The organism is Mycolicibacterium confluentis, assembly GCF_010729895.1.
GTDB lineage: Bacteria > Actinomycetota > Actinomycetes > Mycobacteriales > Mycobacteriaceae > Mycobacterium > Mycobacterium confluentis.
The window spans coordinates 1,428,289-1,448,474 of sequence record NZ_AP022612.1 but is presented as its reverse complement, the minus strand read 5'-3'; the positions used below and the strand labels follow the sequence as shown (position 1 = coordinate 1,448,474).

The 20,186-nt window shown below is 66.9% G+C and carries 20 protein-coding genes; 8 read left to right on the top strand and 12 right to left on the bottom strand.

All coding sequences use genetic code 11. The features are described 5' to 3' along the window. The first annotated feature begins 103 nt into the window (after positions 1–103). Together G6N34_RS06875 and G6N34_RS06870 are read left to right on the top strand one after the other, a co-directional pair. The gene (locus G6N34_RS06875; protein WP_085153143.1) at positions 104–1,438 is read left to right on the top strand and encodes an ammonium transporter; all 1,335 of its coding nucleotides are present in this window, start codon (positions 104–106) and stop codon (positions 1,436–1,438) included. Next, positions 1,439–1,657, top strand: a complete 219-nt coding sequence (locus tag G6N34_RS06870; RefSeq protein ID WP_085153141.1) for a hypothetical protein — start codon at positions 1,439–1,441, stop codon at positions 1,655–1,657. A gap of 140 nt (positions 1,658–1,797) precedes the next feature. Here the strand turns inward: G6N34_RS06870 and G6N34_RS06865 are convergent, their stop codons facing one another. Genes G6N34_RS06865 through G6N34_RS06855 form a run of 3 tightly spaced genes read right to left on the bottom strand, consistent with a single transcriptional unit; the run spans position 1,798 to position 4,255 of the window. Further along, positions 1,798–2,775: a heme-dependent oxidative N-demethylase family protein gene (locus tag G6N34_RS06865; RefSeq protein ID WP_085153321.1), complete on the bottom strand. Its 978-nt coding sequence runs from the start codon at positions 2,773–2,775 to the stop codon at positions 1,798–1,800. Between the two features lie 8 nt (positions 2,776–2,783). Then, a complete protein-coding gene (locus tag G6N34_RS06860; protein ID WP_085153139.1) occupies positions 2,784–3,716 on the bottom strand; it encodes a PDR/VanB family oxidoreductase in 933 nt (310 codons plus the stop codon). Continuing rightward, complete coding sequence (locus tag G6N34_RS06855) at positions 3,713–4,255, bottom strand: dimethylamine monooxygenase subunit DmmA family protein (RefSeq protein ID WP_085153137.1); 543 nt, start codon at positions 4,253–4,255, stop codon at positions 3,713–3,715. Before G6N34_RS06855 ends, G6N34_RS06860 begins: the two co-directional genes overlap by 4 nt. 116 nt (positions 4,256–4,371) lie before the next feature. Between G6N34_RS06855 and G6N34_RS06850 the strand changes: the two genes are divergently transcribed. Continuing rightward, the gene (locus tag G6N34_RS06850) at positions 4,372–5,520 is read left to right on the top strand and encodes an FAD-dependent oxidoreductase (protein ID WP_085153135.1); all 1,149 of its coding nucleotides are present in this window, start codon (positions 4,372–4,374) and stop codon (positions 5,518–5,520) included. Positions 5,521–5,577: 57 nt separating this feature from the next. Here G6N34_RS06850 and G6N34_RS06845 read toward each other — a convergent pair whose 3' ends face one another. From G6N34_RS06845 to G6N34_RS06815, 7 genes are all read right to left on the bottom strand, one after another. After that, positions 5,578–5,898 carry a transglycosylase family protein gene (locus G6N34_RS06845; RefSeq protein WP_234812963.1) on the bottom strand — a complete coding sequence of 107 codons (321 nt, stop codon included), beginning with the start codon at positions 5,896–5,898 and terminating at the stop codon, positions 5,578–5,580. Positions 5,899–6,433: 535 nt separating this feature from the next. After that, on the bottom strand, positions 6,434–7,516 hold the full coding sequence (locus G6N34_RS06840; protein ID WP_085153133.1) for an aminoglycoside phosphotransferase family protein: 1,083 nt from the start codon (positions 7,514–7,516) through the stop codon (positions 6,434–6,436). A gap of 67 nt (positions 7,517–7,583) precedes the next feature. Beyond that, complete coding sequence (locus tag G6N34_RS06835; protein WP_085153131.1) at positions 7,584–8,558, bottom strand: LacI family DNA-binding transcriptional regulator; 975 nt, start codon at positions 8,556–8,558, stop codon at positions 7,584–7,586. After that, a complete protein-coding gene (gene mobA / locus G6N34_RS06830; RefSeq protein WP_085153129.1) occupies positions 8,555–9,115 on the bottom strand; it encodes a molybdenum cofactor guanylyltransferase in 561 nt (186 codons plus the stop codon). The genes G6N34_RS06835 and mobA overlap by 4 nt, the downstream gene beginning before the upstream one ends. A 100-nt stretch (positions 9,116–9,215) precedes the next feature. Further along, on the bottom strand, positions 9,216–10,307 hold the full coding sequence (locus tag G6N34_RS06825) for a 2-oxoacid:ferredoxin oxidoreductase subunit beta (RefSeq protein WP_085153127.1): 1,092 nt from the start codon (positions 10,305–10,307) through the stop codon (positions 9,216–9,218). Beyond that, on the bottom strand, positions 10,304–12,265 hold the full coding sequence (locus G6N34_RS06820) for a 2-oxoacid:acceptor oxidoreductase subunit alpha (RefSeq protein WP_085153125.1): 1,962 nt from the start codon (positions 12,263–12,265) through the stop codon (positions 10,304–10,306). The genes G6N34_RS06825 and G6N34_RS06820 overlap by 4 nt, the downstream gene beginning before the upstream one ends. A gap of 576 nt (positions 12,266–12,841) precedes the next feature. Further along, positions 12,842–13,846: a LacI family DNA-binding transcriptional regulator gene (locus G6N34_RS06815; RefSeq protein WP_085153123.1), complete on the bottom strand. Its 1,005-nt coding sequence runs from the start codon at positions 13,844–13,846 to the stop codon at positions 12,842–12,844. A 74-nt stretch (positions 13,847–13,920) separates the two neighbouring features. Here G6N34_RS06815 and G6N34_RS06810 point away from each other — a divergent pair, with 74 nt between their 5' ends. Genes G6N34_RS06810 through G6N34_RS06795 form a run of 4 tightly spaced genes read left to right on the top strand, consistent with a single transcriptional unit; the run spans position 13,921 to position 17,922 of the window. Further along, complete coding sequence (locus G6N34_RS06810; protein ID WP_085153121.1) at positions 13,921–15,090, top strand: phytanoyl-CoA dioxygenase family protein; 1,170 nt, start codon at positions 13,921–13,923, stop codon at positions 15,088–15,090. After that, positions 15,087–16,091 carry a Gfo/Idh/MocA family protein gene (locus G6N34_RS06805; RefSeq protein WP_085153119.1) on the top strand — a complete coding sequence of 335 codons (1,005 nt, stop codon included), beginning with the start codon at positions 15,087–15,089 and terminating at the stop codon, positions 16,089–16,091. Before G6N34_RS06810 ends, G6N34_RS06805 begins: the two co-directional genes overlap by 4 nt. Beyond that, entirely contained in the window at positions 16,088–16,951 is an 864-nt protein-coding gene (locus G6N34_RS06800; protein ID WP_085153117.1) for a sugar phosphate isomerase/epimerase family protein, read from the top strand. The genes G6N34_RS06805 and G6N34_RS06800 overlap by 4 nt, the downstream gene beginning before the upstream one ends. Continuing rightward, positions 16,948–17,922, top strand: coding sequence for a Gfo/Idh/MocA family protein (locus tag G6N34_RS06795; protein WP_085153115.1), 975 nt, complete (start codon positions 16,948–16,950; stop codon positions 17,920–17,922). Before G6N34_RS06800 ends, G6N34_RS06795 begins: the two co-directional genes overlap by 4 nt. 1 nt (position 17,923) lies before the next feature. On the opposite strand, the gene G6N34_RS06790 is transcribed toward G6N34_RS06795, so the two are convergent. Next, positions 17,924–18,133, bottom strand: a complete 210-nt coding sequence (locus tag G6N34_RS06790; RefSeq protein WP_133057784.1) for a hypothetical protein — start codon at positions 18,131–18,133, stop codon at positions 17,924–17,926. Between the two features lie 174 nt (positions 18,134–18,307). Here G6N34_RS06790 and G6N34_RS06785 point away from each other — a divergent pair, with 174 nt between their 5' ends. Continuing rightward, the gene (locus tag G6N34_RS06785; protein ID WP_085153111.1) at positions 18,308–19,081 is read left to right on the top strand and encodes a TIM barrel protein; all 774 of its coding nucleotides are present in this window, start codon (positions 18,308–18,310) and stop codon (positions 19,079–19,081) included. A 3-nt stretch (positions 19,082–19,084) separates the two neighbouring features. Here the strand turns inward: G6N34_RS06785 and G6N34_RS06780 are convergent, their stop codons facing one another. Further along, the gene (locus tag G6N34_RS06780; protein ID WP_085153109.1) at positions 19,085–20,167 is read right to left on the bottom strand and encodes an aldo/keto reductase; all 1,083 of its coding nucleotides are present in this window, start codon (positions 20,165–20,167) and stop codon (positions 19,085–19,087) included. Positions 20,168–20,186 lie beyond the last annotated feature (19 nt).

The following is a 20,186-nucleotide window of genomic DNA, read 5'->3' as shown; positions in this document are numbered from 1 at the left end:
GCACAGTGATTCAGGTGAAACGTGGCCGGGGCTACTTTCAACCTCGTAAACCGTCAGTGCTCGATGAACACCGACAAGAAACCCTTTAAGGCGGAGGTCTGTCTTGCCACCCGAAGTCGAAGACGCCATCACAACGATGGCCACCGTCAACAGCGAGTTTTACCTCTGGATGTCCATCGGTCTGATGATGCTCATCCACGCGGGCTTCCTCGCCTACGAGATGGGAGCGTCGCGGTCCAAGAACGTGTTGGCCACCGCGATGAAGAACCTGCTGGCACTCGCCACCATCATCGCGTCGTTCTACTTCGTGGGATGGTTCCTCTACAACGCGATGCCCAGCGGCTTCATCGAGTTCAGCGATGCCGCCAAGGCAGCGTTGCCGTGGAGCGACAACATGGGCCCCAACGTGCAGGATTCCGTCACCGGCATCAACTGGGGCGCCTTCGCGCTGTTCGCGGCCACCACCGGCTCGATCATGTCCGGCGCTGTGCTGGAACGCATTCGCACCAGCGGATTCCTGATCCTCACGGTGCTGGTCGGTTCGGTGCTCTGGATCATCGGCGCGGCCTGGGGTTGGCACGGCGCGGGCTGGATGCTCACCCAGCTCGGCTTCCACGATGTGGGCGCGGCCGGCTGCGTGCACATGATCGCGGGCTTCGCCACCCTCGGTGTGTTGATCAACCTGGGGCCGCGCATCGGGCGCTTCCTGCCAGACGGCACCCCGGTGACGATTCGTCCGCACAACCTGCCGCTGACCATGCTGGGCCTGATGCTCATCTTCACGGGCTTCTTCGGCTTCCTGATGGGCTGCGTCCTCTACGGCGCCGGCGGCTACTCCACCATCTACGCCAGCCCAACCACGTTGAGCGCGTTTGCCTTCAGCACCCTGATGGGCCTGGGCGGCGGCATCATCGGCGCCTACCTGACGTCGAGGGGTGAGCCGTTCTGGACCATCTCCGGCGGCCTGTGCGGTGTCATCGGTGTGGCCGCGGGCATGGACCTGTACCACCCGGCGCTGGCCTTCGTCATCGCCCTCGGTGCTGGTGCCATTGCGCCCTACATCGGTCGACTTCTGGAGAAGTTCAAGATCGACGACGTGGTGGGTGCGGTCTCCGTGCACGGCGGCATCGGCCTGTACTCGCTGCTGATGTCGGGCATCTTCCTGCACGGCTACCCCAACACGGGCGGCAACCCGTCAATCTCGTTCTGGGGTCAGGCGGTTGGCGCGCTCGTGTTCGTCGCCCTGGGCTTCATCCCGGCGTACCTGGTGTCGCTGGGCCTGAAGAAGGCGAAGCTGCTGCGCATCCCGAAGGAGGTCGAGGAGCAGGGTCTGGATCTCACCGAGGTTCCGGCCACGCCGTACCCCGAAGGCGTCCCGGTCACGGTCATGCGGACCAACGGCCATGTGCTGGTCACGGCCGGCGAGGAGGTGAAGTAAGTGTTCAGTCCTATCGACTCCTACGACGATGCGACCGTGGTGTACACGTTCGGCAGTTACTCGGTGGGCGCCTATGTGGTCACCATCCTGGCGGTGCTGCTGTTCATCGGGTTCTTCGTTCGGATGATCCAGCACGAGAACCGGGCGTACCAGGCGATCATCGAGCACAAGCCCGTCGAGGCGGGCCCCGCCGCGGAAGGTGAGCCGACCCACTACTGAGTGCATGAGAGAGAGGCCGGAGCCCGGAGGGCTCCGGCCTCTTTCGTATGCGCACCCGGCGACGGGCCGCGCGAGCAGACGCGGAATCGCACTCCCGAAGGGAGTTTCGTGCGATTCCGCGTCTGCTCGCGGGCAATAGTTCAGGCGTGGCTGGTCAGCCAGGCGACGGCGCGGTCCCGGTAGCTGATGATGCCCTTGTAGTCGGCCATGTCGTCGGGCAGGTCGGCCAGCACGGCCGCGGCGCGCGCACGCCAGGCCGGGATGGTCGCCAGGTCGACGAACGGCAGCATGTAGCTGCGGATCAGGAAGCAGATCGCACCCGACTCCGGAAGCCTGATCAGGTGCTGCACTTCAACGCGAAGGTGCACCTGCCGGCCGAACTCCTCGTCGTCGACGGTCTGGATGGCGACTCGGTCCGGCCCCCATTCGTGGTACAGCTCCGTCGAGACGTCAAGGCGCCGACCGATCGTCAGCGTCCAGTTGGTGCGCCGGTAGGTCTCCCCCGGCTGCATCCGCATCAGGAACTCCCTGGCCCGTGTGATCACACCGGTCTCGCGAAGACGGGGCACGGGGCCATGAATCTCCAGAAACGACATGCCGACGTCGAACCCGAACGACCAGTCCGCGGCAAACGTCACCACTCCGGCGTCACCGAACAGGTCGCCGTCGCGCTGGTCGAGCAGCACGATGTCCTCCTGCACCTGGCTGCCGATGTAGGCCAGCGGTTCGGCGGGCAGCGTCGACTCGTCACCGAGCACGAAGTCCTGCGCGATACCCAATCTTTCGTTGCGCCAGTGCCAGGTGCTGCCAGACCGCTCCAGCGACATGACGCCCGGGTACGCCTTGGCCAGTTCGCCCATCAGGGTGAGCATGGCGTCCCAGCAGGCCACGCGCATGTGCGGCAGCACGGCGTAGCGGGTCGGGTCGTCGATCAGAATCTTCGCGCGCTCCGCCAATTCATGTTCGTATTCGCTGTCGACGTCCACGACGCGTTCGCCCCAGGACCCGGCGGGCGTGGGCACCGCACCGCGTGCGGGTTCGACGTTGGTGGTGTAGCGATACTGGTCGGTGGGGAACGGAAACGGGAAAGTCGCCACCAGATCGGGCGCGGACACCAGGGACATCGTCACAGCTTCAACTCCAGTTCTCCTGCGGCCGCGCGGGATACGCAGGCCATGATGGCGTCGCCGGCCGCCTTGTCGGCGTCGGTCAGATACATGTCGCGATGCTCGACGTCTCCGGCCGAAACCGTGAGCCGGCACTCACCGCACACACCCTGTCGGCACAGGTTGGGCACCTCATGCCCGTGCGCCTCCAAGGCCTCCAGCAGCGACACCCCGGAGTCGACCTCGATGCTGCTGCCGGAGTTCGCGAGCCTGACCAGGAACGGCTCACCCGGATCGAGCGCGCCGACTCCGAAACGTTCGAAGTGAATTCGGCTCGACGGCCACCCGTGCTCGACCGCGGCGGCCACGACGTCGTCGATGAACGTCGACGGACCGCACACGTACAGGTGGGCGCCGAACGGCTGCGATGCCAGCGTGATCGGCAAGGCCCCCAGGAAATCGGAGCGCTGCGTGAAGATCCGCGCACCGTCGGTCAATGCTTCGATGTCGCCGAGGTGCGCGCCTCGGCCCGGCTTGTGCAGATACATGACGTCAACTTCGCGTCCCCACTGTTTCGCGCTTCGCAGATGCGAGACCATGGGCGTGACACCGATTCCCGCGGCGATCAGCAGATGCCTGCGGGCCCGCAGGATGGGGGCGAAGGCGCTGCGGGGTGGCAGCACCGACACGGGGTCGCCGACCGCGAGGGCGTGGATCCACCGTGATCCTCCTGCCCCGTCGGGTTGTTCGAGCACCGAGATCTCGTACTGCGTGGGCTGCAGCGAGTCACCCGTCAACGAATAGGCGTTGGCGACCGCACCACATTCGACGACGATATGACTGCCCGGCGTGAAGGACGGCAACACCGCGCCGTCCGCGTGTGCCAGGGTCAGGCTGCGCACTCCCGGGACCGAGTCGTCGATGGACCGGACCACCAGATCCAGGGTCGTCATGCGGTGGCCTCCGCGGGTCGTTCGGCGTCCACCATGAAACCGAGGTGAGCGCCTTCTCGGCGCGAGACGTGGTAGTGGACATAAAGATTGCGACCGCATCCGCTGCAGCCCACGGTGTCCTCCAGGGCGGCCGGGGCGCAGGTGTGCACCCCGCAGTGCACGCACTGCACCCGGCGCACCGCCACGCCCGTGGATGCGACGGTCATCTCGTCGTCCGCGACATCGAGTCGCACCGCGTGAGCTCGCACCCGCAGGCATTCGACCGCGGGTCCGGCGATCATCAAGCGCCAGCCCACCCGCGCGCCGGCCAGGTCTGCGCTCACCGCGCCGACCCCGGCCTCGGCGTCATCGACGCGATGGATCCGCAGGTCCGCGTCGGGTCGGACGGATATGATCTGCGCACACCAGGTCTCGACGATCTCATCGGCGTCGGCGCCGACCGCCACCACCGTCCATGAGGTACCAGACAGGTCGGCGTCGGGTTTCGACGGGGCGACAGCCCAGGGGGGCACGCTCGTCAGTTCCAGTGCAGGTTTCACGTATGGACACCTCCGGTTGACATTGTTCACGGATAGGAAATCAAGGCCTCGTTTCAGGCACGTGAAAGCGACGTCTCAGACTCTTGAATCTCGGGCCGTGAACTACGTTCATTGCCATGGCGCATGACATCGCGGTCATCGGTGCCGGCATTGCCGGTCTGGCCACCGCGGTGGCACTCCAGCGTCGTGGCCATTCCGTGTGCGTCCTCGAGGAACGTGCGGACACCTCCCCCGGCGCGGGTATCAGCATCTGGCCCAACGCCCTCGCGGCACTCGACGCCATCGGACTCGGAGATGCGGTGCGGGACGCGGGAGGCCGCGTCACCGCGGGGGCGATGCGCTGGCGCGACGGCACCTGGCTGAGGCGCCCGTCCGCCGAACGAATGGTCAAGGCGCTGGGAGAACCCCTTGTCGTGGTGCAGCGCTCGGCCCTGCGCGACGTCCTGACCTCGGCGCTGCAACCGGGAACAGTGCGCTATGAGGCGCCCGTGACGGGACTGAGTTCACACGGTGACCGGGTGACGGTCACCGTGTCGGGGGCGACCACGGTCCAGGCTGACGCTGTGGTGGGCGCCGACGGCATCCATTCGATGGTGGCGCGACACCTCAACGGGCCACTGCCGCTGAGATATGCGGGCTACACCGCGTGGCGCGGCGTGGCCGAGTGCGTGGTGGATCCCGACCTGGCCGGGGAGACCATGGGTCCCGGCATGGAGGCCGGACATGTGCCCCTGGGCGCCGACCGCACCTATTGGTTCGCGACCGAGAGACTCTCAGAAGGACATCGGTCACCGCAGGGCGAGCTGGCGTACCTTCTCGACAAGTTCGCAGAATGGGCGGACCCGGTCCCCGCGGTGCTCGCTGCCACGCCACCTGAGGCGGTGCTGCGCAACGATCTGTACGACCGGGACGGCGCTCGGCACTGGGCCCGCGACAACGTCGTCCTGGTGGGCGACGCGGCGCATCCCATGCGCCCACACCTGGGCCAGGGCGGGTGTCAGGGAATCGAAGACGCCGCCGTCCTGGCCCATCTGGTGGACGTCGCGCCGGATCTGACGACTGCGTTCGCGCGCTTCGAGGTCTTTCGCAAACCGCGCGTCCGCAGGCTCGTACGGGAATCGCGGCTGATCGGACGGGTGGTCAATCTGCGCCCGGCCGCGCTCAGCGCAGCCGCCACGCGGGTGACCGTGGTGGTGCCTGAGGCTGTGTTGACGTGGCACCTGGGAAAGATCGCGGCCCGTTCGGCGTTCCAACTGCCCGACTGACCCACAAAGCACGAGAGCCGGGCATCGATGATGCCCGGCTCTCGTGGGGGAAGCTGATTAACCGCGTCGACCGCAGGACGGCCAGGCGCCGATGCCCTGGCTGCGCAGCACGTTCTCGGCAACACGGATCTGCTCGGCACGGCTGGCGTTGTGCGGCGAACCGGTGCCACCGTTCGAGCGCCAGGTGCCCATCGAGAACTGCAGGCCACCGTAGTACCCGTTGCCGGTGTTGATGGCCCAGTTACCGCCGGACTCGCAAGCCGCAATGGCATCCCAGTTCACGCTGTCCGCATTCGCGGTAGCCGAGAGGGCCAGCGGAGCAACCGTGAGGGCTCCACCGATGGCGGCCATGGTGAGTGTCTTCCGGAGGTTCTTCAATGTCATTCCTTTCGCCACGCGCGCGCCAAGGACACGTCCACGTGAGGTGGACGCGTGAAGCCTGAGAAGTCAGGCGGCGATTGTCTGAGCCGTGCCGTCTCGGTCAGGCACGGCAGTGGGAGGTCCAGTACCCCGTCGGAAACTTTGGCCCGACAGCCGGTGAGGCCATCACGGCCTCCAACAGTCCCACTCACACGCAGGTGATATTTGAAATTGTTCGTCCCCGGGTTTTCTGGGGTCGAATCTGACCGTACAAACCGTGCGCGGGTTAGTCACATCAGCAGAGTGGGTATCTCAGTTTGATAACGGACAGATCACGGTCGGGCCTGTCCGAAATCCCCGCAGGTCAATGCGGGATTTGCGATATGTCGACTTATGCTGGCGAAAGCGCGTTCCGGTGATGTATATCACGCCGAAATTGTGACCTGGCCCACGCCACCATGCCCGCACCAAAATGATTGTGGCCCAACACTGATGCGTATAAAGATGCAGATGTGGCCGGTGTGGCTACAGGGACGCCGGGTATTTTGGCCGTTCAGCGGCCAATTGCCGCAATTGCGGCAGCACTCTCGAGATCGGCAAAGGCCGCCGAATAACGCTGCGCCAGAGCGATAGCGATATCCGGACGCTGCCAGAGTTCACCCGCACTCGCCGTGCACAACCACAGCGTGAGTCCATGTGCGACTGAGGCGCGATAGCGCAGCCAGATCTCCTCCATCGGCGGCAGTTCCGCCTCAGGCAGTGCCAGAGCATCGCGATACTGACGCAGAATGTCGGCCTCGTGCCGGCGCCTGTCCTCAATGGTCAACGCGCCCTGCAGGAAATACCCCAGATCCAACGACCAGTTGCCACGCCGGGCGACCTGCCAGTCCAGGAAGCCGACGTCGCCGGCGGGCACCACATAGGTGTTGCCGATGTGCGGATCGCCGTGCAGAAGTGTCTGCGGGGACGCGGTCAGGCTGCGGATGTAGGGCTTCCAGATCTGCTCGATCAGCGACTCGATCGTCAACGCCATGACCTCGTCAGGAGCGTTGTCGCCCAAGCGTTTCAGGGCTTCGGGCAGCGGCGCGATCTCCATGCCGTCCCAGGGCAGGAACGGTTCGAGCCAGGTCAGGTTCTCCTCCGCGTCCAGCCGTTCGCCCCAGAACCGGCCGTGCATCCTGGCCAGTCCACGGGCACCGGCGGCCGCCTGCTCGGGCGTCATCGGCCGAGTCGCGTCGCGAGGATCGGCGCCACGGCCGTCGAGGTCCTCCATGACGAGGATGAAGTCGTACACGTCCTCGTCGATGCCCGCCGCATACACGTGCGGATGCTCCAGCGGAAGGGGCACACCGGATTTCACGGCATTGAACAGACGGGGCTCGTGGAACATGCCGCTGGTGAGCCGAATCAGTTCCTTGTGGTCCGGATCGGCAGCCTTGACGAACACCGTCTGCGGTCCCGCACCCGTGCGGTAGGTCAGACTCAGGCGGGCCCGGCGGTTGGTGCCGTCGTCGCGGGTGGTCACCGTGACGGTGTCGACCTCGGCGCCGGGGACGTCGTCCGCCAGTGCTGCGGTCATCCACGCGGGCGTGACCTCGTCCCAACTCGTCGGAACCGACAGTGCACGGGTTGCCATCCGATGATCCTTTCCGCAGGCCTCCCGGCGAAGGTTACGCGCGTAACCACACGGAGTCCAGTGCCTTTCAGGTCGAGTCGCGGGCGATCACGGACGCGATCGGCACTTCCACCTGACGCACCACGCGGGGATAGCCCAGTTCGGACAACATCGCCGCGACGGCGACGTCGACGATGGCGCCCGCGTCGAAGCCCACCGTCGTCAGAGGCGGGAAGCTGACCTCGGCCGTCGGGGTGGCATCGACGCCCATCACCGCGAGATCATCGGGACACCGCAACCCTGCCAGCCGAATACCGTGCAACACAACGAAAGCCGTTTCGTCGCTCTGGGCGCAGACCGCGGTGACCCCCTCTCGATGCCACTGGGCCACGATCGTGGCCGCGGTCTCCGCGCTGACCGATCCGACCACCGGATCCGGGAGTCCGCGGCGACGGGTGGCCTCGGTCGTGCCCGTCAGCCAGTAGTCCCCGAGTGGCCGCCACCTGCTGACCCCGGTGTAGGCGAAGGCCAGATGGCGATGCCCCCGGGTGGTCAGGTGGTCCACGCGCAACTCCCCCACCGCCAGGTGCAGATCGCCCAGCGCGTTGAGTTCCGCACTGCCGAGATGGATGTGCGGAATCCCGGCGGCCTGCACGGCCGTCAGGGCTGGGCCGGCCAGTGGGAAAAGGCTGGTCACCGCAACGGGATTCAGGTCCGCGATCGCATCCACGACGTTGCTGTCGTCCTCGGTCTCGAACTGCAGGATCTGCAGCACGCCGTGCCGGGCCAGCGCGGTGGTCATGCGACTGCCGACCTCCATGGCCAACTCGCCGAGAGCGACCCGCGGCACCACGTAGAGCACCACGCCGCTGGCGCCGCGGGCCAGGTTGCGTGCCGCCAGGTTGGGTCGATACCCCAGTTCGTCGGCCGCGCGACGCACGGCCTCGCGTGTGCGCTCCGAGATCGACCGTCCCGCAACGTCGTTGAGCACGTAGCTGACCGTCGCGGTGGAGACATTGGCCAACCGGGCCACGTCGGCCTTGGTGGGCCGGTGCGAGCTCATACCAGGTCTGCGGCGGTGTTGACGTTGGTCAGCGCAGCCGTCTCTGGCAACACGATCCGTTGAGTGTTGACGGAGTCCACCAGCGATCGCATGCTGCGCTCACCTCGGGCCACCAGATCATCGACCCGGGCGGCGAGATCGGTTCGGTACACCCCGGCCAGGTAGTGGTCGCGACCGTCCCACGGCAACACGACGTCTGGTCCGACGTGTGACGCCAACTCATCGATGAGATCAGGGCTCATGAACGGCATGTCGACCGCACACACGAACGCGCGCTCGCAGCCCGCCTCGGCCGCGGCACGCAGGCCCCGGCCGGTGGCCAACAGCGGTCCGACGCCAAGGACTTCGTCGCGCAGGACCGTGGCATCCAGTTCGGGAAGACGCTGTCCGGGGGCGGCGATCACCAACACCGGGGCACAGCGTGCCGACAGCGCCTCGACGACGGATTCGACCATGGTTTTGGTGCCGGAGGCGGGAAACACCATGGTGGCCTTGTCCCGGCCCATCCGCCGCGACGCCCCTCCGGCCAGCACGACGCCGGCCAGTGGAGAGGACATGCCGACAGATTAGCCCGCCACCGTGCCGAAACCGACGATGGGCGCGAAATCCGAGGGGATTTCGCGCCCAATCGTCGGTTTCGACGTCAGTGGTGCTTGCTTACTCCACGGTCCAGGTGTCACGACCACGCAGCAGCGACTGCAGCGCAGCCGTGTCGTTCGGGATGGTCTTACGCGCCGAGGCGACCTGTCCGCGCGCCTGATCGTTGTAGGTCGGGCGGCTGATCTGGCGGAAGATGCCCATCACGGTGTGATCGAGGTTCTGCTCGTTGAGGCGCGACAGCGCGAACGAGTACGCCGGATCGTCGAGCGTGGCGTCGTGCACCACGATGTCCTCGGCGGCGACGTCGGCAGTCTTGGCCACGTCCAGACCGAATCCGGAACGCACCACGCAGTATTCGCCGTCGTTGCCGAAGGTGATGGGCTCACCCTGGCTGACCCGGATGACGCGCTCTTCGGCGCCCTCCTTACGCAGCAGGTCGAACGAGCCGTCGTTGAAGATCGGGCAGTCCTGCAGGATCTCGACGATCGCCGCTCCGCGGTGCGCGGCCGCGGCGCGCAGCACCTCGGTCAGACCGGCACGGTCGGAGTCCAGCGCGCGACCCACGAACGTGGCCTCGGCACCCAGCGCCAGCGACACCGGGTTGAACGGGGTGTCCAGCGAGCCCATCGGCGTCGACTTGGTGACCTTGCCGACCTCTGAGGTGGGCGAGTACTGACCCTTGGTGAGGCCGTAGATCCGGTTGTTGAACAGCAGGATCGTGATGTTCATGTTGCGGCGCAACGCATGGATCAGGTGGTTGCCACCGATCGACAGCGCGTCACCGTCACCGGTGACGACCCACACCGAGAGATCGTCGCGGGCCAGCGTCAGACCGGTCGCGATGGTCGGCGCACGTCCGTGGATCGAGTGGAAGCCGTAGGTTTCCAGGTAGTACGGGAACCGGCTCGAGCAGCCGATGCCGCTGACGAACACCATGTTCTCGCGACGCAGGCCCAACTCCGGCAGGAAGTTGCGGATGGTGTTGAGGATGACGTAGTCACCGCAACCCGGGCACCAGCGGACCTCCTGGTCGCTGGTGAAGTCCTTGCCCTTCTGCGGCTGATCGGTCGTGGGAACGCCGCTGGTCTTCGTGAGACCGGGGGTGAGCCCGAGATCGACTCCGGTGATGCTGCCCATCAAATCGGTCATACGTCCACTCCTACGCCGTTCGCACCGGCTGCGCCGGATTCGATGGTGGCTGCCGCCAACCGCGCGAACTTGGCCTTGTCACTTTCCTTCTCGGCCAACGTGCCGTCGAACGCGGCATCGATGATGCCCTCGAGCTCGTCAGCCAGAAATGCCATGCCCTGCACCTTGGTGACCGACTGCACGTCCACCAGGTACTTCGCCCGCAGCAGCAGGGCGAGCTGACCCAGGTTCATCTCCGGTGTCACCACCTTGGAGTAACGAGTGAGCACCTCCCCCAGGTTCGCCGGGAACGGATTCAGGTGGCGCAGCTGCGCGTGGGCCACCTTGATGCCCTTGCGGCGCGCACGCCGGCAGGCCTCACCGATCGGGCCGTACGAGCTGCCCCAGCCCAGCAGGAGCAGTTCGGCGTCACCGGTGGGATCGTCGACCTCGAGGTCCGGCACCGAGATGCCGTCGATCTTCGCCTGACGCAGGCGGACCATCAGGTCGTGGTTGGCCGGCTCGTAGGAGATGTTGCCCGAACCGTTGGCCGACTCCAGGCCACCGATGCGGTGCTCCAGACCCGGGGTGCCCGGAACGGCGAACTGGCGTGCCAGGGTCTCCGGATCGCGCGCGTAAGGCGCGAACGCCTCACCCTCCTTGACGAAGGTGTGCTCGATCTTCTCGTAGGTCGAGATGTCGGGGATGCGCCACGGCTCGGAACCGTTGGCGATCGCGCCGTCCGACAACAGCAGCACCGGTGTGTGGTACTTGATCGCGATGCGCGCGGCCTCGATGGCCATGTCGAAGCAGTCCGACGGCGAACGCGGCGCCAGCACGGCCACCGGCGACTCACCATTGCGGCCGAACATGGCCTGCAACAGGTCGGCCTGTTCGGTCTTGGTGGGCAGACCGGTCGACGGGCCACCGCGCTGGACGTCCACGATGACCAGCGGGAGTTCGGTCATCACGGCCAGGCCGATGGCCTCGGACTTGAGTGAGACACCCGGACCCGAGGTGGTGGTCACGCCGAGCGCTCCGCCATAGGCCGCGCCGATCGCCGAGCCGATGCCCGCGATCTCGTCCTCGGCCTGGAACGTCAGCACGTTGAAGTGCTTGTGCTTGGACAGCTCGTGCAGGATGTCCGACGCCGGGGTGATCGGGTAGCTGCCCAGCATCACCTGGACGTCGGCCAGGTGACCGGCAGCCACCAGGCCGTAGGCCAGCGCGGTGTTGCCGGAGATCTGCCGGTACTCGCCCGCGGCCAGCTTGGCCGGCGCCACCTCGTAGGTGGTGCCGAACGCCTCAGTGGTCTCGCCGTAGTTCCAGCCGGCCTTGAGCGCCAGCACGTTGGCCTCGGCCACGTCGGGCTTGCGGGCGAACTTCTCCCGGATGAAGGTCTCGCTGGTCTCGATCGGCCGTCCGTACATCCACGACAGCAGTCCGAGCGCGAACATGTTCTTGGCGCGCTGGCCGTCCTTCTTGGTGGCGCCGATCTCCTCGACCGCGCCCAGCGTCAGCGTCGTCATCGCGACGGCCTGCACGACGTAGTCGGACAGGCTGCCGTCCTCGAGCGGGTTGGCCTCATAGCCGACCTTGGCCAGGTTGCGCTTGCTGAACTCGTCGGAGTTGGCGATCACCAGACCGCCGCGCGGCAGGTCGTCGATGTTGGCCTTGAGCGCCGCGGGGTTCATCGCCACGAGGACGTCGGGACGGTCACCGGCGGTCAGGATGTCGTAGTCGGCGATCTGGATCTGGAAAGACGAGACGCCAGGCAGCGTGCCCTGAGGTGCGCGGATCTCAGCCGGGTAGTTCGGCTGGGTGGCCAGGTCGTTGCCGAACAGAGCGGCCTCGGAGGTGAAGCGGTCACCGGTCAGCTGCATGCCGTCACCGGAGTCACCGGCGAACCGGATGACAACCTTCTCCAACTTCTCCCGAGGGTGCGCGCCGTTGACATTGACTGTGTCACTCGGACCCACGTCCCCGCCTTTCCTTGAGTTCCGCCTGCGCGGATCGTTCTGATATGTGGCTGTATATATGCGCGTTCTCTGGCTGCTGGAGCCCTGCACCTGCCGCAGCCCAGGGGCGGGCGCGCCGGTGACCCACAACCTGTTCAGAGTTGGTGTCACTCGTAGTCACGATTATTGCACTTCTCTTAGGCACCCCTTCACGCTGGGGGACACCGACACGCCGCCCTTCACGAACCGAAGGTGCTGCTCACGGCCGTGAGGGGTGATCAGCTGAGACAAATCTGTGGTTTTCGTCACTTTTGCTGGTCCGCAAACTCTAAGAACCTGTACGTACGCGCGAGTAACTTACGAGCTTTTGTGCTGAGCGATCGCTCAGCGTTACATTATCACGCCGGATTGTCGTAAGAAGTGACGATCTGGCCTCAACCGGAGGCGGTTCGGCCCGTCGGGAGGGCTGGAACCCCTGCATCAGGTCAGAGAGTTCGGCTCGCGACGAGACCCCGGCCGTCACCGTCGCCTGATAGATGTGACCCTCCACGGTGCGGATCACAGGCTCCTTCACTACTTGGATTCGCGCTGAGGGGGCTATGGGGGAAGGTTGTAGGGCGTGATCACCTGCACGGGCGCCGGACGAGCGGGTTCGACAGGCAGCGCACCATGGTGCTGAAGGATCAACCGCATCGCCAGGCGCGCGTCGGCGCGCAGGTCGTTGTGCAGCACCGCCGAGATCCTGCCGTCCCGGAGGAGTCTGCGGTTGTCGACGTCGAGGTCGTGGGCGATGAAGACCCTGCACGTGCGACCGAGTTTCTCGAACGCGGCCACGGTCGCGGTGTTGCCGCCACCGGGTGAGTACACCGCCTCCACTGCGGGGTGGCGTTCCAGGGCCTGCAGCACCAGACGTTCGTTGGTGGCGTCGATGCCGTCACTGTCGGTCACCTCGACCACCGTTCGACCGGAACCCCGCAGGCCCGCACGGAATCCGACTTCGCGCTCCCCCTCACCACGGAACACGGTGCGGCTCACCGTGATCAGCACCTCGGAGGGCGCGGGGCCAAGCCACTGCTCGATCAGGTAGGCCGCCGTCGCGCCCGCGCCGTGGTTGTCGATGCCGACGTAGCCGCAGCGTGCGCTGGAGGGAATGTCGGTCGTGTAGGTCACGACCGGGATCCCCGCGGCGACCAGACGGTCGACGGCCTCGACGATTTCTGGTTCATCGGCGGCCTTGAGCACCACGCCGTGGCTGCCGCGGATGCGGGCCAGTGTGTCAACCATCTGCGCCGTCGACCCCGACTCCCACAGGTGGAACCTGGCCCGCAGCATCGCAGGTGCGAACGCGGGCAGTTCGGCTTCGAGCGCGGCCCGGAATGCGTCGGAGAAGCGCTGCGGGGTCTGCATCACCACGTCGATGAGGTAGCGCCGCCCGTTGAGCCGCAACTGGGCACGCTGCTTGTCCAGGTCGGCGATCGCCTGCCGCACCTCGGCCCGGGTGTTCTCCCGCACGCCGGGGCGATCGTTGAGGACGCGGTCCACCGTGGCCTCGCTCAACCCGCACTGCTGGGCGATCTCCCGGACCTTGTACCGATGCGCCACCCGGGACCTCCTGAGGTCTTTTTGATGGATTTCTGGTGTTGATTGTGCCTCATACCACAGCGAGACTTGCGGACATGTCCAGCACCGCCACCTCCGCAGGCCACCGCGCCGCCTGGATCGAGGACGCGGACTGCAGCCTCGACGACTTCCGCGCCCAGTTGCCGGACCACACCGACCTTGCCGACTACCCGCACGCGCACGACGTGCGGGGCAACGTCCTGGTCTATTCGGCCGCCGACATGGGCAGCGCGGACCGGCGCGCCCTGCAGGCCGAACTCATCGCCGCCCTCGCCGACGGCCCCGGAGTCGTGGTGCTCGAGGGCGCCTTCTCGGAGAGCGTGACCGACGCCGCGAGCGCCGCCTTCGAGGAGTTGATCGAGGCGCAAAGCTCCGCAGGCGGCGAGGCCGGCGACCATTTCGGCAAGCCCGGTGCCAACGACCGGATCTGGAACGCCGCGCAGAAACTCGCGCTGCACTCCCCCGCGGTGTTCGCCGACTACTACGCCAACGACGCGCTGGCCGTCGTCTCGCAGGCCTGGCTCGGTCCGCGGTATCAGGTCACCTCTCAGGTCAACGTCGTCAATCCCGGTGGCGCGGCACAGGTTCCGCACCGGGACTACCACCTCGGCTTCGTCGACACCGACCAGTTGGCGGCCTACCCAGCGCACCTGCACAGAGTGTCGCCGTTGCTGACCCTGCAGGGCGCGGTGGCGCACTGCGATATGCCACTGGACAGCGGGCCCACGATGCTGCTGCCCTATTCGCAGCGCTTCGCCCCCGGATACGTCGCGTTCCGCCGACCCGAGTTCCTCGAGTTCTTCGCCGACCATCACGTACAGGTCCCTCTGCACAAGGGCGACGCGGTGTTCTTCAATCCCGCGCTGTACCACGGCGCCGGGGCCAACACGTCATCCGATATCCGCCGCATGGCCAACCTGCTGCAGGTGTCCTCACCGTTCGGTCGGGCGATGGAGGTCCTGGACCGCACCGCGATGGTGCGCGCGGTCTACCCCACCCTGCGCGCGATGCAGGCCGCCGGACGTCCGCCCCACGAGATCCACAATGCGGTCGTCGCGACCGCCGAGGGCTACCCATTCCCCACCAACCTCGACAGCGATCAGCCCATCGGCATCCTCGCGCCGCCCAGCCAGGTCGACACCGTGCTGGGCGCACTCGCCGCCGATGCCTCCCCCGAAGAACTCGACATCGCTCTGCGCAGCCACGACGAACGGAGAACTCCATGACCACACTCGGGCTCATCGGCCTCGGCCGGATCGGCGCGTTCCACACCGAGACACTGACCAACCTGCCGGGCGTGGACCGCCTGCTCATCACCGACGAACGACCCGACGTCGTCGCGCAGGTCGCCACCAAATACGACGTGACTCCGGTGGATTCGGCCGAGAAGCTGCTCTCCTCGGGTGTCGACGGCGTCGTGGTCGCGGCCGCGACCCCCGCGCACGCGGCATTGACCGTGGCGGCGGTCGAACGTGGCGTGCCCACCTTCTGCGAGAAGCCCGTCGCCTCCACCGCGGCCGAGAGCGCACGGGTCGCCGAGGCGATCGCGCGTTCGGGCGTCCCGGTCCAGATCGGGTACCAGCGCCGCTTCGACGCCGCGTTCGCGGCCGCCAAGGCCGCCGTCGACCGCGGTGACCTCGGCGCCCTGCACACCGTCCGCAGCACCACGATGGACCCCGCGCCACCGCCCATGGAGTACATCGCCGGTTCCGGCGGAATCTTTCGGGACTGCGCGGTACACGATTTCGACGTCCTGCGCTGGATCACCGGCCAGGAGGCCGTGGAGGTGTACGCCACCGGCAGCGTGCAGGGCGACCCACTGTTCACCGAATACGGCGACGTCGACACCGCCGCGATCACCGTCCGCTTCGACGGCGGTGCACTCGGCGTGGTGTCGGCGGCCCGCTACAACGGACGTGGTTACGACTGCAGGCTCGAGGTGCACGGCTTCACCGACACCGTCGTCGCGGGCTGGGATCAGGGCGTTCCAGTGCGAAACACGGACCCCCGCAACGACTTCCCGACGGGTCAGCCCCACCACTTCTTCATGGACCGGTTCACCGACGCGTTCCGCGCCGAACTCGGCGCCTTCCTCGGTGTGGTCGACGGTGGCCCCATCCAGGGCGCGACCGTGGCCGACGCCGTCGAGGTCGCGTGGATCGCCGAGGCCGCCGCCGAATCCCTGCGCCGCAACGCGCCCGTCACCATCGAAGAGGTCAGACGATGAAGATTGCCGGAGCCCCCATCTCGTGGGGCGTGTGCGAGGTGCCCGGATGGGGACATCAGATGTCGGCGGACCGTGTGCTCGCGGAGATGCGTCAGGCCGGCCTGACCGCCACCGAACTGGGACCCGACGGATTCCTGCCGAGCGATGCGAACGAACTGATCTCGCTGTTGGACGGATTCGGGCTCGCCTGCGTCGGCGGGTTCGTCCCCGTCGTCCTGCACGACGCCGACCACGACCCGAGCCAGGATCTCATCGGCCCCCTGCGGTCTCTGGTGGCGGCTGGCGCCGGGGTCGTCGTCCTGGCGGCCGCGACGGGCACCGATGGTTACGACTCTCGCCCCGAATTGGGCGACAGCCAGTGGGCCACACTGCTTTCCCACCTCGACAAGCTCAGTGCCCTGGCGGCCGAGTACGGGCTCAAGGCCGTGCTGCATCCCCATGTGGGCACCATGGTGGAGACCCGATCCGACGTCGACCGCGTGCTCGCCGGATCGTCGATCGCGCTGTGCCTGGACACCGGACACCTGCTGATCGGCGGCACCGACCCCCTGGAGTTGACCCGCACGGTGCCCGAGCGCATCGAACACGCCCACCTCAAGGACGTCGACGCCGCGCTGGCCAGCAAGGTGCAGACCGGGGAACTGACCTACACCGAGGCCGTCGCGGCAGGCATGTACGTGCCGTTGGGCGCCGGCGATGTCGACATCACCGGGATCGTCAAGACGCTGGAGGACAGCGGGTATTGCGGGTGGTACGTGATGGAGCAGGACACCATCCTCGACACCGAACCCGGCGACACGGACGGACCCCTGGCCGACGTGCTGGCCAGTGTGGCGTTCCTGCAGTCGGTTTCGGCGTGACGCTGCGCATCGGAATTCTGGGTGCGGCACGGATCGCCGAACTCGCGATCGTCGGACCCGCCCACGACCTCGGGTACCGCCTGGTGGCCATCGGCGCGCGGGATCCGCTCCGCGCCAAGCTCTTCGCCGAGAAGTACGGTGTCGAACGCGCAGTCGACAGCTATGCCGACGTGCTGGCCGACCCCGAAGTCGACGTGATCTACAACCCGCTGGCCAATTCCCTGCACGCGCCATGGAATCTCGCGGCGGTCGCGGCCGGCAAGCCCACGCTGACCGAGAAGCCATATGCCCGCAACCAGGCCGAGGCGCGACAGGTCGCCGCGGCCTCTGCAGCGTCCGGTGTACCGGTGATCGAGGCCTTCCACCATGTGCACCACCCGGTGACCCGCAGGATGCTCGATCTGGCCGGTGGGTCCGAGATCGGCCGACTGCGGCACATCGAGGTGCGGATGGAAATGCCACCACCGGCCGACGACGATCCGCGCTGGCGGCTGGACCTGGCAGGCGGGGCGCTGATGGACCTCGGCTGTTACGGGCTGCAGTTCGTGCGCGCCGTGGCGGCCGCGCGGGGCGTCGCACCGCGGATCGTCGAGGCCCGCGCCGTCGAGTGTGCGGCGGGCGTCGACGAAAGCTGCACCGTCGACCTGTCGTTGGGCGAGGTCACCGCGCGGTCGGTCAACAGCATGGTGGCCGCCGAACAGGATTTCCGCATCACGTTGATCGGCTCAGCCGGGTCGGCGACGGCGCACAACTTCATCAAGCCGCATGGGGACGACCGGATCACGGTGCGGACGGCCGATGGCGAGCGGGTCGAGCACCTGGGCACCAGGACGTCGTACAGCTGGCAGTTGGAGAAATTCGCGGCGACGGTGATCGCCGGGGCTCCGCTGCCCGTCTCGATCGCCGATCCGGTGGCCAACATGTCCCTGGTCGATGCCGCCTACACCGCGGCCGGGCTGCCGCTGCGATGACTCAGCGGTCCAGCGCGAAGCAGGCCAGACTGGCCGTGAAGGCGATGACCGCCACCGCCGCCGAACACGCTGCCGCCAGGCCGTTGCCCAAGCCCAGGCCCGCCAACGCGACGGCCATGATCACCACTGCGGCGAAGTTGAGCACCAGTCCCAGCGAGCTGACCGTTTCGGTCGTCCGTGTCTGCCCGATGATCTCGGTTTCCGTCGTCACGTCCAGCCCCATCTCTCGTGCGGTGTCGTTCCGTCAGTACCCGCTGCGGGTCGCGGGGAAACTCGCAGCGGCTGTGCGCGAAAACGCGAAGTGGACGTCGCTGACAGCGGTCGGCGCCGAAGACGAGAGGTTCAACGTGCCCCAGAACGTTCCCATGATCAGGAGACCCCGGCGATGACCTTTGAACTGGCGGTCTGCGCCGAGATGGTCTTCACCGACCTCGACATCGTCGAACGTGCGCGACGCATCTCCGACTTCGGCTTCGCAGTCGAGATCTGGAGCTTCGAGGACAAAGACCTCGCCGCGCTGGCCGCCACAGGAGCGCGGTTCTCCTCGATGACCGGCTACCTGCACGGTGACCTCTACGATCCCGACGGTGCCGCAGAAGTCGTGCGCACCGCCCAGCAGGCCGTCAAGGCCGCCGCGGTGCTGGGTGTTCCGCGCCTGGTCGTCCATCCCGGTGAACTCGTCGACGGTCAGGCCGCTCGCCCACAACAACGCGTCACCGGCGCCATGTGGTTCTCGGCGCTACGCGGACTCGAGGCGCTCGGCGAACTCGGCGCCGATGCAGGGGTCACGTTCTGTCTTGAGAATCTGAACACCCTCGTCGACCACCCCGGGGTTCCGCTGGCCCGCGCCAAGGACACCCTGGCACTCGTCGAGGCCGTCGACCATCCCCACGTCAAGATGATGCTGGATCTGTACCACGCGCAGATCGGCGAGGGGAACCTGATCGAACTGGTGCGTCGCTGCGGAGCGGCGATCGGCGAGGTCCAGGTCGCCGATGTGCCCGGCCGATGCGAGCCTGGCACCGGCGAAATCCACTATCCCGCAGTCGCCAAGGCGCTGCGGGACAGCGGATACCGCGGAACGGTGGGCATGGAGGCCTATGCCGCCGGGGACAGCGCTGAGGCCCTGGCGGCCTTCCGGGCGGCGTTCACGGTGTGAAAATCAGTACCGAACGTCGCTGGCGAGCAGCATCGGGAACACCGTGGAGGGCTCACCGTCGACCGTGGTGCCCGCGAACTGAAGCGTGGCGCGCATGTCGCCGTTGAGTTCGGCGGGATAACTCAGCGACGGTGCGGAGACCACGTCGAGGATCTTCAGGTGCTCAGGCGTCAACACGACTCCGAGGGCTTCCAGATTGGAGTCCAGGTGCGCCAGGCGGCGCGCCCCGATGATCGGCACGACCGTACCTCGACGCGCCCGCAGCCACGCCAATGCCACTGCGGACGAGGTGGTTTCGAGTTCAGCGGCGATTCCGGCGACCGCCTCGATGACGTCGAACTCCGCGTCGGTCGGACCTTCGACGACGTCCGCTCGGCCCGAGTCCACGACGGCGGAGCCACGCCGGTACTTGCCGGACAGGAATCCCCCTCCCAACGGACTCCACGGCACCAGGGCCAGGCCCTGGTCCGACGCCAACGCGGTCAGTTCGCTCTCCACCGTGCGGGCCAGCAGCGAGTACTCGACCTGCAGGGCGATCAGCGGCGTCCAACCCCGCAGCACGGCCATGGTCTGCGCCTGCGCGGTGAGCCACGCCGGGGTGTTGGAGAACCCGATGTAACGCACGGTGCCGGCGCGCACAAGGTCGTCCAGGGTCCGCATGGTCTCCTCAATCGGCGTGTTGCGGTCCCAGTTGTGCAGCCAGTAGACGTCGAGGTAGTCGGTCTGCAGGCGGCGCAGCGTGTCATGCAGTTGCCCGATGATGGCCGACCGGCCCGCCCCACCACCGTTCGGGTCGCCCGGGAACATGTTGCCGAAGAACTTCGACGCCAGCACCACGCGTTGACGACTGCCCGGGGTGCGGGCGAAGTAGTCGCCGAGGATCTTCTCGGAGTGGCCGTTGGTGTAGAAGTTCGCGGTGTCGATGAAGTTGCCGCCGCGGTCCAGGTAGGCCGTGAGGATTCGTTCGGAGTCCTCCACGGTGGTGCCGACGGCACCGAAATCCTCTCCGAAGGTCATGGCACCGAGTGCGAATGGGCTGACCCGAAGTCCGGATCTGCCGAGCGTCACGTAGTTGTCGAGCGTCATTGAAGTACTCCTGTGTCAG

Bases quoted from the DNA above. Each gene is read 5' to 3' on its own strand.
- G6N34_RS06860 (WP_085153139.1), bottom strand. From the start codon at position 3,716: ATGACGACCCTGGATCTGGTGGTCCGGTCCATCGACGACTCGGTCCCG.
- G6N34_RS06850 (WP_085153135.1), top strand. From the start codon at position 4,372: ATGGCGCATGACATCGCGGTCATCGGTGCCGGCATTGCCGGTCTGGCC.
- G6N34_RS06840 (WP_085153133.1), bottom strand. From the start codon at position 7,516: ATGGCAACCCGTGCACTGTCGGTTCCGACGAGTTGGGACGAGGTCACG.
- G6N34_RS06835 (WP_085153131.1), bottom strand. From the start codon at position 8,558: ATGAGCTCGCACCGGCCCACCAAGGCCGACGTGGCCCGGTTGGCCAAT.
- mobA (WP_085153129.1), bottom strand. From the start codon at position 9,115: ATGTCCTCTCCACTGGCCGGCGTCGTGCTGGCCGGAGGGGCGTCGCGG.
- G6N34_RS06825 (WP_085153127.1), bottom strand. From the start codon at position 10,307: ATGACCGATTTGATGGGCAGCATCACCGGAGTCGATCTCGGGCTCACC.
- G6N34_RS06810 (WP_085153121.1), top strand. From the start codon at position 13,921: ATGTCCAGCACCGCCACCTCCGCAGGCCACCGCGCCGCCTGGATCGAG.
- G6N34_RS06805 (WP_085153119.1), top strand. From the start codon at position 15,087: ATGACCACACTCGGGCTCATCGGCCTCGGCCGGATCGGCGCGTTCCAC.
- G6N34_RS06800 (WP_085153117.1), top strand. From the start codon at position 16,088: ATGAAGATTGCCGGAGCCCCCATCTCGTGGGGCGTGTGCGAGGTGCCC.
- G6N34_RS06785 (WP_085153111.1), top strand. From the start codon at position 18,308: ATGACCTTTGAACTGGCGGTCTGCGCCGAGATGGTCTTCACCGACCTC.
- G6N34_RS06780 (WP_085153109.1), bottom strand. From the start codon at position 20,167: ATGACGCTCGACAACTACGTGACGCTCGGCAGATCCGGACTTCGGGTC.